This is a genomic window from Streptomyces sp. NPDC020983 (genome assembly GCF_044333485.1).
Classification (GTDB): Bacteria; Actinomycetota; Actinomycetes; order Streptomycetales; family Streptomycetaceae; genus Actinacidiphila.
Window position 1 is genome coordinate 264,111 of record NZ_JBIRRA010000011.1, and the last position, 17,100, is coordinate 281,210.

Annotated in this window: 13 protein-coding genes; 2 read left to right on the top strand and 11 right to left on the bottom strand. The window is 73.2% G+C overall.

Annotated elements, in window-relative coordinates:
* Window positions 1-69: 69 nt before the first annotated feature.
* The 4 genes from ACH4SE_RS25305 to ACH4SE_RS25320 all read right to left on the bottom strand — a co-directional run bounded on the left by ACH4SE_RS25305 (window position 70) and on the right by ACH4SE_RS25320 (window position 5,971).
* Window positions 70-1,833 carry an IucA/IucC family protein gene (locus ACH4SE_RS25305; protein ID WP_398545748.1) on the bottom strand — a complete coding sequence of 588 codons (1,764 nt, stop codon included), beginning with the start codon at window positions 1,831-1,833 and terminating at the stop codon, window positions 70-72.
* Between the two features lie 79 nt (window positions 1,834-1,912).
* Window positions 1,913-2,626, bottom strand: coding sequence for a GNAT family N-acetyltransferase (locus tag ACH4SE_RS25310; RefSeq protein WP_398545749.1), 714 nt, complete (start codon window positions 2,624-2,626; stop codon window positions 1,913-1,915).
* A 38-nt stretch (window positions 2,627-2,664) separates the two neighbouring features.
* Entirely contained in the window at window positions 2,665-4,521 is a 1,857-nt protein-coding gene (locus tag ACH4SE_RS25315) for an IucA/IucC family protein (protein WP_398545750.1), read from the bottom strand.
* A gap of 55 nt (window positions 4,522-4,576) precedes the next feature.
* Complete coding sequence (locus ACH4SE_RS25320) at window positions 4,577-5,971, bottom strand: diaminobutyrate--2-oxoglutarate transaminase (RefSeq protein ID WP_398545791.1); 1,395 nt, start codon at window positions 5,969-5,971, stop codon at window positions 4,577-4,579.
* 227 nt (window positions 5,972-6,198) lie between these two features.
* Here ACH4SE_RS25320 and ACH4SE_RS25325 point away from each other — a divergent pair, with 227 nt between their 5' ends.
* Window positions 6,199-7,365, top strand: coding sequence for a trypsin-like serine peptidase (locus ACH4SE_RS25325; RefSeq protein WP_398545751.1), 1,167 nt, complete (start codon window positions 6,199-6,201; stop codon window positions 7,363-7,365).
* Between the two features lie 96 nt (window positions 7,366-7,461).
* Here ACH4SE_RS25325 and hflX read toward each other — a convergent pair whose 3' ends face one another.
* The 5 genes from hflX to miaA form a co-directional block, all read right to left on the bottom strand.
* Window positions 7,462-8,958, bottom strand: a complete 1,497-nt coding sequence (hflX, locus tag ACH4SE_RS25330; protein ID WP_398545752.1) for a GTPase HflX — start codon at window positions 8,956-8,958, stop codon at window positions 7,462-7,464.
* 299 nt (window positions 8,959-9,257) lie between these two features.
* The gene (locus ACH4SE_RS25335) at window positions 9,258-11,468 is read right to left on the bottom strand and encodes a RelA/SpoT family protein (protein WP_398545753.1); all 2,211 of its coding nucleotides are present in this window, start codon (window positions 11,466-11,468) and stop codon (window positions 9,258-9,260) included.
* A 201-nt stretch (window positions 11,469-11,669) separates the two neighbouring features.
* The gene (dapF, locus tag ACH4SE_RS25340) at window positions 11,670-12,578 is read right to left on the bottom strand and encodes a diaminopimelate epimerase (RefSeq protein WP_398545754.1); all 909 of its coding nucleotides are present in this window, start codon (window positions 12,576-12,578) and stop codon (window positions 11,670-11,672) included.
* A 46-nt stretch (window positions 12,579-12,624) separates the two neighbouring features.
* Complete coding sequence (locus tag ACH4SE_RS25345; RefSeq protein ID WP_398545755.1) at window positions 12,625-13,176, bottom strand: hypothetical protein; 552 nt, start codon at window positions 13,174-13,176, stop codon at window positions 12,625-12,627.
* A 105-nt stretch (window positions 13,177-13,281) separates the two neighbouring features.
* Window positions 13,282-14,205 carry a tRNA (adenosine(37)-N6)-dimethylallyltransferase MiaA gene (miaA, locus tag ACH4SE_RS25350; RefSeq protein WP_398545756.1) on the bottom strand — a complete coding sequence of 308 codons (924 nt, stop codon included), beginning with the start codon at window positions 14,203-14,205 and terminating at the stop codon, window positions 13,282-13,284.
* A gap of 192 nt (window positions 14,206-14,397) precedes the next feature.
* Here miaA and ACH4SE_RS25355 point away from each other — a divergent pair, with 192 nt between their 5' ends.
* Window positions 14,398-14,646: an antitoxin gene (locus ACH4SE_RS25355; protein ID WP_398545757.1), complete on the top strand. Its 249-nt coding sequence runs from the start codon at window positions 14,398-14,400 to the stop codon at window positions 14,644-14,646.
* 109 nt (window positions 14,647-14,755) lie between these two features.
* On the opposite strand, the gene ACH4SE_RS25360 is transcribed toward ACH4SE_RS25355, so the two are convergent.
* Window positions 14,756-15,487 (bottom strand): class III extradiol dioxygenase subunit B-like domain-containing protein, encoded by a 732-nt coding sequence (locus ACH4SE_RS25360; RefSeq protein ID WP_398545758.1) that lies wholly within the window; start codon window positions 15,485-15,487, stop codon window positions 14,756-14,758.
* A 46-nt stretch (window positions 15,488-15,533) separates the two neighbouring features.
* Entirely contained in the window at window positions 15,534-17,021 is a 1,488-nt protein-coding gene (gene miaB, locus ACH4SE_RS25365; protein WP_398545759.1) for a tRNA (N6-isopentenyl adenosine(37)-C2)-methylthiotransferase MiaB, read from the bottom strand.
* Window positions 17,022-17,100 lie beyond the last annotated feature (79 nt).

Below are 17,100 nucleotides of genomic sequence, written 5' to 3' on the forward strand. Positions count from 1 at the left end.
CCCTCATCCCTCCGCGGTACGACCCTGCGGCGATCGTATCTTCCACGGGTACGCTGCCGCCGCCGGTCGTCAGAGCGTGTGCAGCGGATTGGGCACCGTACCGTGGACGGCGGCGTGCGGGCGCTGGGCGCGGTCGCGGTATCCGTCGAGGTGCAGCCGGTTGCGGTTGAGGCACAGCCGGTCGATACGCGGCGTGAGCAGGTCGAAGGTGGCGAAGCGCTCCTTGAGTTCGGGGAAGCGCTCGTGGTGGCGGACGATCTCGTCGCGGACCAGCTGCCAGAACGCCGCCTCGGGCACCCCGAGCTGCTCCTCGCACAGCGGCGCCAGGTAGCGCAGTACGCCCACGAAGAGCCCGGAGTGGATGAACTGGGTCAGGAAGGCGGGCTTCTCCGTCAGCAGCACCGACCTGACCTCACCGGGCATGGCGGCGTGCTCAGGGAGGGGCTCGGCGCTGATGTTGACGTCGTCCACGAAGTCCTTGACCGCGAGCCGCACCGGGACGTCACTCTCGTCGAAGACCACGATGGTGTTCTCCCCGTGCGGCGAGAAGACCGTGCCGTAGCGGTAGAGGAAGTGCAGCAGCGGCGGCAGGAGGGCGCCGAAGAGGTGCCGCAGCCAGACGGCCGGCGGCAGCCCGGAGCGCTCGACCAGTTCCGCGGTGAAGGAGCGCCCGTCCGGGTCGGTGTGCAGCAGCGCGGCCAGCGTGCGGGCGCGTTCACCGGCCTCCAGATACCCGGCCAGCGGCTCGCGCCAGATGCACCCCAGCAGCTCGCGGTACTGGTACGGCACCGTGGGCAGCCGGTCGAACTGCGGGTGCGCCACGGACACCGAGGCGACCTCACCGAGCAGGATGACCCGCGTCTCGTCCCGCAGAAACGAATCGCCCGCTCGCAGCCCGTCCACCCAGGCCGTGACGGCCGGTGCGGCGAGCGTCCGCTCGGTCGGGAGCCCGCGCCACACCAGGGTGTTCAGCACCGACAGCGGCAGCTTGACGGTGCGGCGTTGCGGGTGGCTGGCGTTGAGGAACGTCCGGATGGACTGCTGGGGCAGCCGGAGATCGTTGTCGGTGCCCAGGTGCATGATGGATCCGTCGGCGATCGCGGGCGCGAAGAGCGGCAGGACGACGTTCTCCCACTGCCAGGGGTGCACGGGCAGCAGGAGGTGGTCGGCGGGGTTGCGGTTGCGGTCGGCGATGGCGTGGTGGAAGGCGTCGAGGGTGGCCGGCGGCAGTTCGTCCGCGTAGAGGAGATCGGGGGTGGCCAGGGTGTCGACACCGCGGTACCGGGCGAGGCTGTGGTGGACGGCGATCCACGGCAGCCGGTGCTGTCTGCGGCTCTCGGGCGCCCAGCGCGCGGCGTCCGCGTCCGAGAATCCGATACGTCCCTTGTTGGCGACCAGCCAGGGGTGCCCGGTCTGGTGCCCCTCCAGCTCGGCGTAGTCGAGGTCGGCCAGCTCGGCCGCGGAGAGCGCCTCGGCGTCGAGTCGCAGATCGGCACGCAGTGTCGTGAGGATCTCGCGCATCAGGTGGCCGGTGGTGTCCCCGCTGAGCCCGAGCACGCTCTCGTGGGCGTGGCTGAGGAAGTGCAGCGGGTCACCGCTGGGGCCGATGCTTCCCGGATCCACCTGCCAGCTGCCGTACGCGCCCCGGCGGGCGTGGAAGCGGTAGGTCAGCGTGTCGCTGAGCGGCAGCCGGTAGGCGGCGGGTCCGGCGCCGGGGTCGGGCTCGGGGGCGATCACCTCCTCGTAGGCGAATTCGGCGAGCATCTTCGCCAGCAGCCGCCGGGCCGCTCGCTGCCAGGCGGCGGCGTCGGAGGGTGGGGAGGTGGTGATCACGGTGGTCTCCTGCGGGGCCGGGGTTGCCGACGGGACAAGACGAAGCGGGACGAAACGGGAAGGGGGGCGGGGCGGATGGTCAGAGCACGCGCCGCAGCGCACGGTCGCGGACCATGAGGGCAGCCCTTTTGCCCGGCAGGGACACCTCCGACGACAGCCGGAAGCCCGCGCCGAGGAAGGCGGCGACGGACGCGGTGTTGCGGATGTCGGGCTCGGCGACGACTCGGGTGCAGCCCGGCCGGTGCTGGAGGATCAGATCGGCGACGGCCCGGATCAGGATGCCCCCCAGCCCGCGGCCGCGGTCGGCCCCGCCGCCGATGAGGAGGTGGATGCCGGTGTCCTGGGGCCGCGCCGGGTAGTGCCGTGCCAGCGGGTCCAGATCGGCGCGGTAGACCTCCCAGTAGCTCATCGCCCGGCCGTCGAGCAGCCCCAGGCACGGCACGCTGCGCCCGTCGCCGGACGTCTGCGCGGCGATGTGGCGCCGGGTCAGCGAGGGATCCCCCGCCAGCTCCCAGAACGCCGCGACCGCCGGATCGTTCATCCAGCCGCTGACGAGAGCCAGGTCACGGTCGGCGTGCACGGGCACGAGGCGGAAGGTCCCCGCAGTGGTGCCGGCTGCGGCCCAGTCAGCGATGCGGCCGACGAGGGCCGGGCCGTGGGCAGGCCGGGGCGGGGCCGCGGCGTCCACGGATGCCCCCGGGCAGGGCCCTGCGGGCGTACCGAAGAGGGCGAGGAAGTCCGGCGGCAGTCTCAGGTCGAGGGTGTCCTCGGTGTCGCTGTCCGCTGGTGGCACGGTGGTTCCTCCTCTCCTCGGCAGGCCGGGGTGCCCGCTCAGGCGGTCAGCGGGTTGGGCACGGTGACGTACACCGACTGCGTGTCGACCGGCCCGACGAGCTCGTCCATGCCGTGCAGCCGCGTCAGCAGATTGGCCTTGCAGCGCAGTTCCCGGCTGCTCAGCAGCCGCTCGTGAAAGCCGCTCAGGCCGGCGCCGCCACCCTCTGCGGCGACCGCACCGAGGAACCGGCGGAAGGCGGCGAGGAGCACCCGCTCGTCGGCCAGCCGCTGCGCCCCGAGGGCGCCGACCAGACCGAAGACGTTGTTGATGCCGACGTAGTAGGCGAGGCGCTCGTCGGCGACCGCGTCGGCGACGAAGGTGTCGCTCTCGGTTCCGATGCCGGGCAGCTGCTTCTCCAGTTCCGCCCGGTGCGACAGCCGGAAGTAGTAGCCCTGGTTGTCGCGGTAGCGCCCCCCACACGGCCAGCCGTCGGAGTCCAGCAGCACCAGCGTGTTCTGCTGGTGGGCCTCCAGGGCGATGCCGGCCTCCCCGTCCAGCCACAGCAGCGGGCGGACCACCGTGTCGAGATAGCGCAGGAACCACTCGGTGGCGACCGCCGTTCCCGGCCGCCCGGTGCGCGCGGCGAGGCGGTCGATGGTGCGGGCCAGCCGGGACCGCAGCGCGAAGGCCGAGCCGTCCGCGGGCCAGGGACGCAGTGAGGTCAGTCCCGCGAGGCAGTGGGCCCGGTCACCGGGGCCGAAGGGGTTGTGCCGCAGGACGACGTCGAGTCCCGGCACGGGTACGCCGTCCGGCGTGTCGACGGCGAGCCACGCGGGGTCGCGCACGATGTCGAACCCGGGGTGGGCGGCATGCCACCGGGCGGCGAGTCCGCTGCGCAGCAGTCGGTGCACCTCGGTGCCCCGGAGGAGTTCCTTGCGCAGGTTCTCCCGCCGCGAGTTGGTGATCCGCACGCCGAGCGAGAGCTTGAGCATCGCGGGTGCGTCGGCGCGGTAGACGGTGCGGACCGAGGAGGTGGGGTGCCACGGCTCGCCGTGGGGGCCCAGGTCGCGCAGCAGCCCCGCGTCGAGGAGCGCCTGCACACCCGGCCGGTGACGGATGTCGCGGGCCTGCCACGGGTGCAGCGGCAGCAGCGCGGCGGCGCCCGGGCAGGGCGGCTGCGCTCCGGCGAGGGAAGCGATCAGGTCGACCGCCCCGATGGGCCGCCCGCCCTCGGTCCAGGCGGAGTCGGTGGCGAGTACGGAGGCGTCGACGGCGAGCCAGTGCAGCCGGAAGGAACCGCGGGTCTCCGGGGAGTAGGCGGCGCATTCCGCGTCGCCGAGTCCTTCACGGCTCTTCGGCGCCGGGTGCATGGAGTGCCCGAAGACCAGGGCCTGTTCGGAGTCCAGGAAGGGAAGCTCCGGCTCGTCGGCCGCCGGAGCGCGGCCGGCTCCGCGCCGTTCGGCGACGAAGACGGCGGTACGGCGGACCGAGTCCGCCACCCGTGCCACCAGGTCCGCGGCCTCCGCGGGCACGGCGCCGCCCTCGCGGGCGAGCAGCGCCGCCAGACCGACGGCGCTCAGCGCGGGACCGTCTGCGGTCAGCCGGACGGGACCGAAGCGGTGGTGCCCGGTCGGCGACCAGTAGCGGACCACCGCGCGGGCTTCGGCCCCGCTGGCCGGGAGCGGGACGCGCAGCTCGACGCCCGCGGGGGCGGACAGCGCCCGCTCGCGTACCCAGCACCGCAGCAGGTTGTCCGTGCCCGCGGTGTCGGCGACGGCGTAGGCGTCGGGGTGGTGCAGCGGATCGGAGCCCGCCCCCCCTGGGCGCGCGGCGTCGGGCAGCGGCGGGCGCGGGAACGGCACGGTGGCCGGTTCGGCGACCGGGGCGTTGCCGGATTCTACGGGGGCTGTCATACGGGGGCTCCACTGGTGACGGCCGCGGGTCTGCGGTGGGTACGGGGGGCCTGCGTCATGCGGCGGCGCCCGGTGCGGCCGCGCGGGCGGCTTCGACGGCGCCTGAGAGGCGGTCGAGTACGGCTTCTGCCTGCTCGTCCGTGATGGTCAGCGGGGGCAGCAGCCGGATGACGCTGCCGTGCCTGCCGCCCAGTTCGACGATCAGGCCGCGCCGCAGCGCCTCCCGCTGGACGGCGGTCGCCAGGTGCGGTGCGGCGGGCAGGGCGCCGTGGTCGTCGGGCTCCGCGGTGGTGTCGACGATCTCCACGCCGATCATCAGCCCCCGGCCGCGTACGTCCCCGATGCACGGGTGGTGCGCCGCCAGGGCGCGCAGCGAGCCGAGCATCCGCGAGCCGAGGGACTCGGCGCGCGCGTGCAGGGCGTTCCGCCGGACGAAGCGCAGTGTCGCGGTGCCCGCTGCCATGGCCAGCTGGTTGCCTCGGAAGGTCCCGGCGTGGGCACCGGGCAGCCAGCCGTCCATCTCCTCGCGGTAGACGATGACGGCGAGCGGCAGGCTGCCGCCGATGGCCTTGGACAGCACCATCACGTCCGGCACGATGCCGCTGCGCTCCACGGCCCAGAAGGTGCCCGTCCGGCCGACTCCGGTCTGCACCTCGTCCACGATCAGCGGGATCCCCCGCTCGGCGGTGATCTGGCGCATCCGCCGCAGCCAGCCATCGGGGGCGGGGACGACACCGCCCTCCCCCTGCACCGCTTCCAGCAGCATCGCGGCGGGCTGCTGGACGCCGCCCTTGGGGTCGTCCAGCAGATGTGCCGTCCAGCGCGCGGCGAGCTGAGCGCCGCGGTCGCCGCCGACGCCGAACGGGCAGCGGTAGTCGTACGGGTAGGGCAGCCGGGTCACCTGCGTGTCCGGCCCGCGAACCACCGCCCGTACCGCGGTGTCGCCCGTCGCGGCGAGGGCCGCCGACGTCATGCCGTGGTAAGCGCCGGAGAAGGCCAGCAGGCCGTCGCGTCCGGTGGTGAACCGGGCCAGCTTGATCGCCGCCTCGACCGCGTCCGTGCCGGCCGGGCCGCAGAACTGGATGCGCCCGTGCTCGGCGAGCTCCGCCGGCAGGGTCTCGAACAGCGCCGTGGTGAAGTCGTCCTTCACGGGGGTCGCGAGGTCGAGGACGTGCAGGGGGGCGCCGGAGTCGAGGACGCTCCTGATCGCTTCGAGCACCACGGGATGGTTGTGGCCGAGCGCGAGCGTGCCCGCCCCCGACAGGCAGTCCAGATAGCGCCGGCCGTCCGCGCCCTCGACCGTCATGCCGCGGGCGCGGACCGGTACGACGGGCAGGGCGCGCGCGTACGTACGGGCCGCGGACTCGCGTTGCGCCTGTCTGCGCAGGATCCCCTCGGCGGCCGTGAGGTCGTCGGCCGGCGCCGTGAGCTGATCCGGCACGCTGGAAATGGCCGCCACGCGCTGTCTCCTCCGAGTGTCGCCTGCTGTTCGGTCGTCCCCCTTCCGTACTAACGACGCGGTGACGGACCGATCACGGCCCGCGTCCAGATCTTTCCGGCGGGGAACCGTCCGGCGCCGGGTGACCGTCCCTCACACCGGTGGCGTGCCCGAGGCGCCACCCGTGCCGGACGTGCGACGATCCTTCGGCACGCCGACTCCGCAGGGGGCTCACGTTCATGTCATCGATAGGCCGGCCGTTCCTGGCAGTCGCCGCCGCCGTGGTGCTCGTCGCCACGGCGGCCGCATGCGATTCGTCGGACGACGGGGGCGACGGCAAGCCCACACCCACCCGGACGGTGACGGCCAAGCAGAAATTCGACCTTTCCCTCCCGACCGCCCTTCCCACCGGCGTCTCGGACCTCAAGAAGTGGGAGGAGGCGTACAGGCGCGGTGCGTGGAAGAACTGGGACAGGTCCCAATGGCTGCGCAAGGCGGCGGACTTCGTCAACCCGGTGATCGACGGACTGTGGAACGACGACCGGATGAAAGGCGCCGACCCCGGTGACAAGACCGTCCCGGTCGACGTCCCCGCCGACCAGGGGCAGACCGACCCGACGCCCGCGCCGGTGGTCGCCAAGTCCGTGGCCACGCCCTACCACCGGAGTGCGCCGGACGTCGGGAAGCTGTTCTTCGACAGCCCCAAGGGTTCGATGGTGTGCTCGGCGACGGTGATCCAGGATCCGGCTCACCCGGGCAAGTCCAACCTGGTGTGGACGGCGGGCCACTGCGTGCACGCGGGAGCGGAAGGCGGCTGGTACCGCAACATCGCCTTCGTGCCCGCCTACAACGACCAGGGGAAGAGCGCGGCGGCCCTGAAGGGCGCCGAGCGGGACGTGCTCGCGCCGTACGGGGTGTTCTGGGCCGACGGGGCGGCCACTTCGCAGCAGTGGATCGACACCGGGGCCGAGGAGGGCGGCAGCGGGTCGCCGTACGACTTCGCGGTGCTGCACGTGGCTCCGGAGAAGGGCGGCAAGTCCCTCGAGGAGACGGTCGGCTCGGCCGTGCCCGTGTGGTTCGACGCCCCGGCGACGGCCCGGGTCGGCACGCTCGACGCGTGGGGGTACCCCGCGGCCCCGCCGTACGACGGCCAGCGGATGTACAACTGCGCGGACGAGCCGGGACGGCTGTCGCTGGACTCCGCACAGCCCACCGAATACCGCATCGGCTGCACCATGACGGCCGGTTCGTCGGGCGGCGGCTGGTTCGCCACCAAGCCGGACGGGACGACGGTGCTGGTCAGCAACACCTCGATCGGCCCGGTCTCGGCGACCTGGCTGGCGGGGCCGCGGCTGGGGGCGGACGCCAAGAAGGTCTACGACTCGGTGGTCGCCAAATTCAGCTGAGCCGGTGAACGGGTAAGGGGCGCGCCACCGTGGTGACGCGCCCCTTACCGTTGCCCCGCACGCAGGCGCCGCGCCGAACGGCGGACGGCCTGCGCGTCAGTGCTGGACGGCGAGGGCGAACGGGGCCAGCTCGGCGGCGAGTTCCTCGTGCACCCGTGCCTTGAGCAGCGTGCCGTCGCCGGTGTGCTCCTCGGCGAGCACCTCGCCGGCTGCGTGCACCCGGGAGACCAGGCCGCCGTGGGTGTAGGGCACCAGGGCCTCCACCTCGACGTCCGGGCGCGGCAGTTCGTCGTCGATCACCTGCAGCAGCTCGTCGATGCCGCGGCCCGTGCGGGCCGAGACGGCGATGGCGTGCTTCTCGTTGCGCATCAGGCGCTGGAGCACCATCGGGTCGGCGGCGTCGGCCTTGTTGACCACGACGATCTCCGGCACGTCGAGCGCGCCCACGTCGCGGAACACCTCGCGTACCGCCGCCAGCTGCTCCTCGGGGGCGGGGTGCGAGCCGTCGACCACGTGCAGGATCAGGTCGGCGTCAGCGACCTCCTCCATCGTGGAGCGGAACGCCTCCACCAGGTGGTGCGGCAGGTGACGGACGAAGCCGACGGTGTCGGCGAGGGTGTAGAGCCGCCCGCCGGGCGTCTCCGCACGGCGTACGGTCGGGTCGAGAGTGGCGAACAGCGCGTTCTCCACCAGGACGCCCGCACCTGTGAGCCGGTTGAGCAGCGACGACTTGCCGGCGTTGGTGTAGCCGGCGATCGCCACCGACGGCACCTTGTGACGCCGCCGTTCCTGGCGCTTGAGGTCGCGGCTGGTCTTCATCTCCGCGATCTCCCGGCGCATCTTGGCCATCTTCTCGCGGATGCGCCGCCGGTCGGTCTCGATCTTGGTCTCACCGGGACCGCGGGTGGCCATGCCGCCGCCGGACGAGCCGGAACCGCCACCACCCATCTGCCGCGACAGCGACTGGCCCCAGCCGCGCAGCCTCGGCAGCATGTACTGCATCTGCGCGAGCGAGACCTGCGCCTTGCCCTCACGGGACTTGGCGTGCTGGGCGAAGATGTCCAGGATCAGCGCCGTCCGGTCGACGACCTTGACCTTGACCACGTCTTCGAGGTGGATGAGCTGGCCGGGGCTCAGCTCACCGTCGCACACGACGGTGTCCGCACCGGTTTCGAGCACGATGTCGCGCAGCTCGTGGGCCTTGCCCGAGCCGATGTACGTGGCCGGGTCCGGCTTGTCACGACGCTGGACGACACCGTCCAGGACGAGGGCACCCGCGGTCTCGGCGAGCGCGGCGAGCTCCGCGAGGGAGTTCTCGGCGTCGTCCACCGTTCCGGAGGTCCACACCCCGACGAGCACCACGCGCTCCAGGCGGAGCTGCCGGTACTCGACCTCGGTGACGTCCTCCAGTTCCGTGGAGAGTCCCGCGACGCGGCGCAGCGAGGCGCGCTCGTCACGGTCGAACTGATCGCCGTCCCGGTCTCCGTCGATCCGCGCGCTCCAGGCGACGTCCTCCTCCATCAGGGCGTCGGCCCGAAGGCTCTCGGCGAGTCGCTGGCGATCGTGCGTGGAGGAAGAAAAAGAGGAGGTCATCTGATCCTTTGGTAGCGCGGTTGCGGGTCGGGCACGCGTACGTGCCGTCATTACGATGGTCGCACGCCCGGCCGCCGCGGTCACGCGGGTTTCCCCTGGGCGCCCCACCGGACGACCACTCGCACGAGTGACACGGGCCGAGGGTTGGGGTGCGGGCACGACCGGGCATTCACTCGGAGTGATCGACGGCGGGCCACCGGTGACCGGCGGCCTCTCCGGGTGAGGGGGCGGACGCGGTGAGCGACGGGGCGCAGGCGCGGGAGTACGCCGATGCGGCCGGCGGGAGGCAGCGGACCCGGTCAGCCGCGTCTGGCGGTGACGGCGGGGCGGGCCCGGTAGACGTCGTAGACGCCCGGCACGGCCCGCATGGCGCGCATGAGTCCGGTCAGGGCCCGGGGGTCGGGCAGTTCCACCGTGTAGGTGTGCCGCACCCTGAGCTCCTGCGGAGGTTCCACCGCGGCGGAAACGATGCCCACGCCCTCCGTGGCGATCGCCTCGGTGAGGTCCGCCAGCAGCCGGGGCCGGCTCAGGGCCTCCGCCAGCACGGTGGCCCGGTAGCCGCCGGCCGGGGTGCCGTCGCGCCACCCGACCGGTACGGGCCTGCGGCCGGCCGCGGCCATCCGCGCGGTGGTGGGGCATTCGGCGCGGTGCACGGTCACGGTGCCGCCGCGGACGACGAAGCCCGTCACCGCGTCGGGCGGGACGGGCGTGCAGCAGCGGGCGAGGCGGACCGTGGCGCCGGGCAGGTCGGCCACCGCGACCGGCAGCTCGGGCCGGGGGCCCGACACCTCCCTGGCCGGGCGCAGCGCGGGGAGCGCCGCGGGCTGCTCGTCGTCGGCGGGGGCCGGATGCAGGGCGAGCCAGCGCGTGATCGCGATACGGGCCGCCGGCGTGGCCGCGTGGTCGAGCCAGTCGGCACCGGGGCGCGACGTGGCGGCGTCGTCCAGCAGCAGTTGCAGGCTGTCACCGTCCTGCAGCCGGGTGCCCAGCGGCGCCAGCCGGCCGTTGACCCGCACACCGATACATCGGTGCCCGTCCTCCCCGTGCACGGCGTAGGCCGCGTCGACGCAGCTGGCGCCGGCGGGCAGCCGGACCGTGCCGGAGGCGTCGCCGCCGTCCGCGGTGAAGACGGTGATCTCCCGGTCCTGGGCCAGATCGTCGCGCAGCGCCGTCCAGAAGATGTCCGGGTCGGGCGCGTCGCGCTGCCATTCCAGCAGCCGGGCGAGCCATCCCGGTCGCGACGGGTCCACCTTCCCCCACGCCTCGGCGGCGGACGCCGGCATTCCCCCGGGTCGCGCCGCCGCGGCGCCCGCGGCGGCGTCCGTGCCGCCGGAGCCGCGCAGCCGCTCCGCGGCACCACGCGGGTCACCGAGCGCGATCACCCCCGCCTCCGCGACGCGGTGCATCTGACGGGTGCGGACGAGGACCTCGGCGATCCGCCCCTGGGCGTCGGCGACAGCGGTGTGCAGGGACTGGTACAGGTTGAACTTGGGGGCGGCGATGAAGTCCTTGAACTCGGCGACGACCGGGGTGAAGCAGGTGTGCAGTTCACCGAGCACCGCGTAACAGTCGGCGTGCTCCCCGACCAGCACCAGCAGCCGCCCGAAGTCACCGCTCTCCAGTTCCGCCCCGCCGCGTTTCAGCAGGAGGCGGTGAACCGAGACGGCGTGCCGCGGCCTGATGGCCACCTCCGCCGCGATACCCGCGTCGCTCAGCACCTTGCGCAGGTCCTCGGCGATCACGGCCAGCACGTCGGGCCGCTCCGCGTTGGCGGCCATCATCGCGCGGGTGCGGGCGTATTCGGCGGGATGGAGGATGGCGAAGACCCGGTCCTCCAGCTCCGTCTTGAGCGCCTGGACGCCCAGGCGCTCGGCGAGCGGGATCAGGACGTCCCTGGTGACGCGGGCGATCCTGGCCTGCTTGTCGGGGCGCATCACCCCGAGGGTGCGGACGTTGTGCAGCCGGTCGGCGAGCTTGATCGCCATCACGCGCACGTCGCTGCCGGTGGCGACGAGCATCTTGCGGAAGGTCTCGGGCTCCGCGGCGGCACCGTGGTCGACCTTCTCCAGCTTGGTGACGCCGTCGACGAGGTGCGTGACCTCGGCACCGAACTCCGCGCGCACCTGATCCAGCGTCACCTCGGTGTCCTCGACCGTGTCGTGCAGCAGGGACGCCGTCAGCGTGGTGGTCTCCGCGCCCAGTTCGGCCAGGATGAGCGTGACCGCGAGCGGGTGGGTGATGTACGGCTCGCCGCTCTTGCGCATCTGCCCGCGGTGGGAGGACTCGGCGAGCAGGTAGGCGCGGCGCAGCGTCTCGATCGCCTCGGCGCCGGCGTGCGGGTGCCTGGCGCGGTGCACCTTGATGAGGTGCTCGATGGCACCGGGCAGCCGGTCCCGGGTACCCGGACCGAGCAGCGCGGCCCGCCCGAGCCTGCGCAGGTCGATCCGCCGCAGGCCGCGTCGCGGGATCTCGGCGGCCTGCCCGGCATCCACCGCGTTGTCTGCGCTCATCGACACCTCCGGCAGCATGGACCGGCTGCGGGAGCCTCGCACGACCCGCGGGGCCGCGCCGGTGATTGATGCTACCGAGCCCACCACGTGCGGCTGCCACGCTCTCGCCGAGAGTGATCCCCGTCACCCGTTCGAGGGATGGTGTACGGGGATTCCCGGTGGAATGTGCCCGCGGATGCAAGCGGGCACGGACCGGCGCGGTCAGGCCGGCGGGGCCACTGCCACGAGGCCGGGGTCGATGACGCCCTCGGCGACGACGACCGCGGGACCGGTCATCTCGATCCGCCCGTCGGTGTTCTCGGTGATCACCAGCCGCCCGCCGGGGACGTCGACGGTGTAGGTGACCGGGTGTCCGGTCTCCGCGGGGTCGAGGCCGTCGCGGCGGGCGGCGGCGACCATGACGGCGCAGGCGCCCGTGCCGCAGGAACGGGTCTCGCCCGACCCGCGCTCGTGGACGCGCATCGCGACGTGGCGGGGACCACGGTCGACGACGAACTCGACGTTGGTGCCGGCCGGGTAGGCCTCTGCGGGCGCCACGGCAGGGGCCTGGTGGAGGCCGCCCGCGTCGTCGAGGTCGGCCACGAAGACGACCACGTGCGGGTTGCCCATGCTGACGTTGAGTGCCCGCCACTCGTGGCTGTCCACCCTGACCGTGACGTCTCCGCCGGGGAAGGCGGCGCGGCCCATGTCCACGGTGATCCCGCCGGGGGTGCCGTCGTCGCCGTTCTTGGCGATGTGGACCTGGCGCAGTCCCGCGCGGGTCGCGAGGGTCAGGTCACCGGGCTCCGCGAGGCCCGCGCACTGGAGGTAGCGGGCGAAGACCCGCACCCCGTTGCCGCACATCTCCGCGACGCTGCCGTCGCTGTTGCGGTAGTCCATGAACCACTCGGCGCGGTCGGCGAGAGCCGCGGCCTCGGGATGGGCGGCCGAACGCACCACCCGGAGCAGGCCGTCGCCGCCGATCCCGGCGCGCCGGTCGCACAGCCGCGCCACCTGGGCGGCGGACAGGTCGAGCAGACCGTCCGGGTCGGGGACGATCACGAAGTCGTTCTCGGTCCCGTGGCCCTTGAGGAAGGTCAGGGGGGCGGTGCCGTGGCGTGCGTCTGTCACATGTCGATCGTACGCGGCCCGCTTCCGAAAGGGCTCCCGCGGGCGGTCAGCGCAGCCGGGCCACTCGCCAGACCGCCAGCACGGCCAGCAGGGCGATCAGGGCGGCGTAACCGGCGACGTAGCGCCAGTCCACCCGGGCGCCCGAGCCGCGGGCGGGCAGTCCCGGCCAGGTGTAGCCGACCCGGCGGGCCGCCGTCAGGCCCCAGCCTGCGGAGCAGCCGCACAGCAGCAGGCCCAGCATGGCGACGACGGGACCGGCGTCGCCGGACTCGAAGGCGAGGGGGAAGGCGAACATCAGCGAACCGGCGACGGCGAGACCGACGATCGGGGCGAGCTGCCAGATCCGCAGCCTCCGCTGCGGACGCAGTGCGAGGAAGGACTGGCCGCCGTCGAGCGGCAGGTCGGGATCCTGCATCGCCATCGGGTCGAGGAGTTCCATGGAGTCGCCCAGCAGGTCCAGCGGCACAGGCTCGTCGAGCCGTTCCGTCCGCTCGGCCGCGTCGGACGGGACGCCGTCGGCGCCCTGCGACGCATGTGACGTGCCGGAATCCGCCGTCGAGTCGCGCCCCTGGGGGGTTTCGCGTGGGCCGAGTGCCATCGCCACGCGCCCTCCCGAGTCTCCGACACCGTAGCTGGATGCTTGATGATGGCACGCCCGGAGGGCTCCTCCCGGACGCCGGAGCGTCCCGATGCCATCACGTGATCAGGCTGTGACCGCTTCTTCGAGCAACGTCAGTGCCCGCTCCGCCAGTTCCCCGCCCTGAGCCGTGAGCCAGTGCACGCGGCGGTCCCTGCGGAACCACGAGTCCTGCCGCCGGGCGAAACGTTTCGTGGCCCGTGCGGTCCCGGCGCGCGCCTCGTCCTCGGTGCACTCCCCCGCGAAGGCGGCCAGCACCTGCTGGTAGCCGAGCGCGCGGGAAGCCGTGCGGCCCTCCCGCAGCCCGGCGGCCTCCAGCCTGCGGACCTCGGCCACCAAACCCTCCTCCCACATGCGGTCCACCCGCCGCACGATGCGCTCGTCGAGCACGGCACGGGGAACGTCCACGCCGATCTGCACGGTGTCGTAGACCGGCTCCTGCGACTCGGTGCCGGGAAGGCTCGCGGTGAACGGGCGGCCGGTGATCTCGACCACCTCCAGCGCGCGCACGATCCGCCGCCCGTTGCTGGGCAGGATGAGCCGGGCGGCTTCCGGATCGACCGCGGCGAGCCGGGCGTGCAGCGGTCCGGGGCCCTCCTGTTCCAGTTCGGCCTCGAGCCGGGCCCGCACATCGGCGTCGGTGCCCGGGAATTCCAGCGGATCGATCGCGGCGCGCACGTACAGCCCCGAGCCGCCCACGAGCACCGGGACCTGGCCCGCGGCGTGGAGGCGGTCGATCTCGGCGCGGGCCAGGCGCTGGTAGTCCGCGACGTTCGCGGCCTGCGTCACGTCCCAGATGTCCAGCAGGTGGTGCGGTACGCCCTGCCGCTCGGCAGGGGTGAGCTTGGCCGTCCCGATGTCCATGCCCCGGTAGAGCTGCATCGAGTCGGCGTTGATCACCTCACCGCCCAGCTCCCTGGCGAGCGCGACGCCGAGGTCGGACTTTCCGGCCGCGGTGGGACCGACGACGGTGATCACACGGTTCTTCACCCCGCGATTCTCCCGCACAACCGGCCGCCTGGGCGCGGGACGGATCCCCGCCCGGCGGCGCGCGCCGCGGGGCGCGGGTATGGTCGGAGGACGGGAGGGCGAATTGTGGCGGTCTAACCGTTTTGCTCCCTTGGTGGCGCAGGTCGGCGGACCCGTCGCCCTCATCGCCTCAGCGTCCAGGGAAGGTGCCGGATGAGCTTCATGGACACGTTGAAGGACAAGCTCGGCATGGCCAGGAGCAAGGCCGGAGGCCTCGCGCAGAAGCACGGCGACAAGGTCGAGTCGGGCATCGACAAAGCCGCGCACGTCGCCGACTCGAAGACCGGCGGGAAGTACTCGGACAAGATCAGCTCCGGGGCCGACAAGGCCAAGAACGCCACCCAGAACCTCGGCGGCAAGGACGACGGCGGCGGTCAGGCGAGCGGGTCCGGCCAGTCCTGAGCCACCCGCCGCCGGCGCCGGCCGGCAGGCGCACCACACCGGACAGCCGCGGAATTCCACCTTCCGCGGCTCGTCCACACCCACGGGCGGTGTCCCCGGCCGGGGCGCGTCACGTCCAGCAGGCCACGAAGTACCCGACGCCGTAGGGCGCGGCCTCGTACAGCAGCTCACCGCGCAGGCCTGCGCCCGCGGCCGCACCCGCCAGTACCTGCCAGGGCGCGCGCCCTGCGACACGCAGTTCCGCCGCGAGCACGGCGTCGAGGTCGGCGAGTGCTGTGGTGTCGGCGGCGGCCAGCGCACCCGACACGACGGCGTCGAAGCCCTCGGCGCGATCGTCCAGGTAGCCGGGCGCCTTGACCGTCCGGCACGCACTCCCGTCGCCCATGACCAGCAGGGCGACCCGCCCGGCGGACAGGGCGGCGGCCCGGCCCTCGGCCGCGCAGCGTTCGGCCTCCAGCGACTCGCCGACGGCGAGTCCCGTCGCCTCCCCGGCGTTCCAGCCGCGCAGCAGCCAGCCGGCGACCGCCAGCGACGGCGGCAGCGGTCGTTCGCCGCCCGCCGTGGCGCCCGTGTCGTCACCGGCGCCCGGCACCGGTCCGAGCCGTACGTCGAGCGGTACCCCGAAGGAGGCGAAACCGCCTCGCGCGCCCGGGGGGAAGGTACTGACGCCCGCCCCGTCCACGGGTCCGACCACCACCAGCCGGTCGGGCCTGGACGCGGCCAGCAGCCCCACCGCGTCCGCGCAGGCCTCTCGCAGCGTGTTCAGTTCCGGGGCGGCGCCGGCCGCCACGTCGGGGACGAGCAGTGGCGGGCACGGGCAGACGGCGGCGGCGACCAGCATGATCGACACCTTACCGCCGGGGACCGACAGCGGTCCCCGGGCAACGTCAGCAGACGGAGCAGCCGCCCGTGGCGGCAGGCGCGGCCGCCGGAGCGCCGACCGCCGGCATGCCCAGCATGACGCCGGCCGGAGCCTGCGCCGCGGCCGCAGTACGCCGCTCCCACGCGTCACCGGCCCGTGTGCGGCGCACCGCCTGCGCGGGGCGCTCGGCGAGCAGGTGGTGCGGGGCGGCGTAGGTGATCTCGACGGTCACCATGTCACCGGGCCTGACCTGCTGCCCCTCGGGGCGTTCGAAGTGCACGAGCCGGTTGTCGGGCGCGCGCCCGGACAGCCGCCGGGTGGCCTCGTCCTTGCGGCCCTCACCCTCGGCCACGAGCACCTCGACGGTGCGGCCGACCTGCTTCTTGTTCTCCTCCCAGGAGATTTCCTCCTGCAGCGCCACGAGGCGCTCGTACCGCTCCTGGACGACGGCCTTGGGGACCTGCGCGTCCATCTCGGCCGCGGGGGTGCCGGGCCGCTTGCTGTACTGGAAGGTGAAGGCCTGGGCGAAACGCGCCTCGCGCACGACGTGGAGCGTCTGCTCGAAATCCTCCTCGGTCTCGCCGGGGAAGCCGACGATGATGTCGGTGGTGATGGCGGCGTCCGGCATGGCGGCGCGCACCTTCTCGATGATGCCCAGGTAGCGGTCCTGCCGGTAGGAGCGGCGCATCGCCCGCAGCACCCGGTCGGAGCCCGACTGGAGCGGCATGTGCAGCTGGTGCATCACGTTGGGCGTCTCGGCCATGGCGGCGATGACGTCGTCGGTGAAATCCCGCGGGTGCGGCGAGGTGAAACGGATCCGCTCCAGGCCCTGGACCCCGCCGGTGGCCCGGAGCAGCTTGCCGAAGGCCTCACGGTCGCCCATGTCGGAGCCGTAGGCGTTGACGTTCTGACCGAGCAGCGTGACCTCGATCACGCCCTCGGCGACCAGCGCCTCGACCTCGGCGAGGACGTCGCCGGGCCGGCGGTCCTTCTCCTTGCCGCGCAGCGCGGGCACGATGCAGAAGGTGCAGGTGTTGTTGCAGCCCACCGAGATCGCGACCCACGCGGCGTAGGCCGACTCACGCCGCGAGGGCAGCGTGGAGGGGAAGGTCTCCAGCGACTCGGCGATCTCGACCTGCGCCTCGTCGGCGATCCTCGCCCGCTCCAGCAGCACCGGCAGCCGGCCGATGTTGTGGGTGCCGAAGACGACGTCGACCCACGGCGCGCGCTTCACGATCGTGTCGCGGTCCTTCTGCGCCAGGCAGCCGCCCACGGCGATCTGCATGCCCGGCCGGGCGGCCTTCTTCGGCACCAGCTGACCGAGGTTTCCGTACAGCCGGTTGTCGGCGTTCTCCCGCACCGCGCAGGTGTTGAAGACGACGACGTCCGCGCCGTCCGAGCCCTCGGGCGCCCGGACGTAGCCGGCGTCCTCCAGCAGGCCCGACAGCCGCTCGGAGTCGTGGACGTTCATCTGGCACCCGTAGGTGCGGACCTCGTAAGTACGCGCGCTCATAACAATGACCCAGACTACGTGCTTTCCCGGCTGCGCCGCCTCCGGCTTGTGGACAACTCCCGGCGGGAGGGCGGCGGCC

Excerpts from the sequence above, each read along its gene's own strand:
- ACH4SE_RS25315 (WP_398545750.1), bottom strand. The coding sequence starts at position 4,521 with ATGACAGCCCCCGTAGAATCCGGCAACGCCCCGGTCGCCGAACCGGCC.
- ACH4SE_RS25325 (WP_398545751.1), top strand. The coding sequence starts at position 6,199 with ATGTCATCGATAGGCCGGCCGTTCCTGGCAGTCGCCGCCGCCGTGGTG.
- hflX (WP_398545752.1), bottom strand. The coding sequence starts at position 8,958 with ATGACCTCCTCTTTTTCTTCCTCCACGCACGATCGCCAGCGACTCGCC.
- ACH4SE_RS25335 (WP_398545753.1), bottom strand. The coding sequence starts at position 11,468 with ATGAGCGCAGACAACGCGGTGGATGCCGGGCAGGCCGCCGAGATCCCG.
- ACH4SE_RS25345 (WP_398545755.1), bottom strand. The coding sequence starts at position 13,176 with ATGGCACTCGGCCCACGCGAAACCCCCCAGGGGCGCGACTCGACGGCG.
- ACH4SE_RS25355 (WP_398545757.1), top strand. The coding sequence starts at position 14,398 with ATGAGCTTCATGGACACGTTGAAGGACAAGCTCGGCATGGCCAGGAGC.
- ACH4SE_RS25360 (WP_398545758.1), bottom strand. The coding sequence starts at position 15,487 with ATGCTGGTCGCCGCCGCCGTCTGCCCGTGCCCGCCACTGCTCGTCCCC.
- miaB (WP_398545759.1), bottom strand. The coding sequence starts at position 17,021 with ATGAGCGCGCGTACTTACGAGGTCCGCACCTACGGGTGCCAGATGAAC.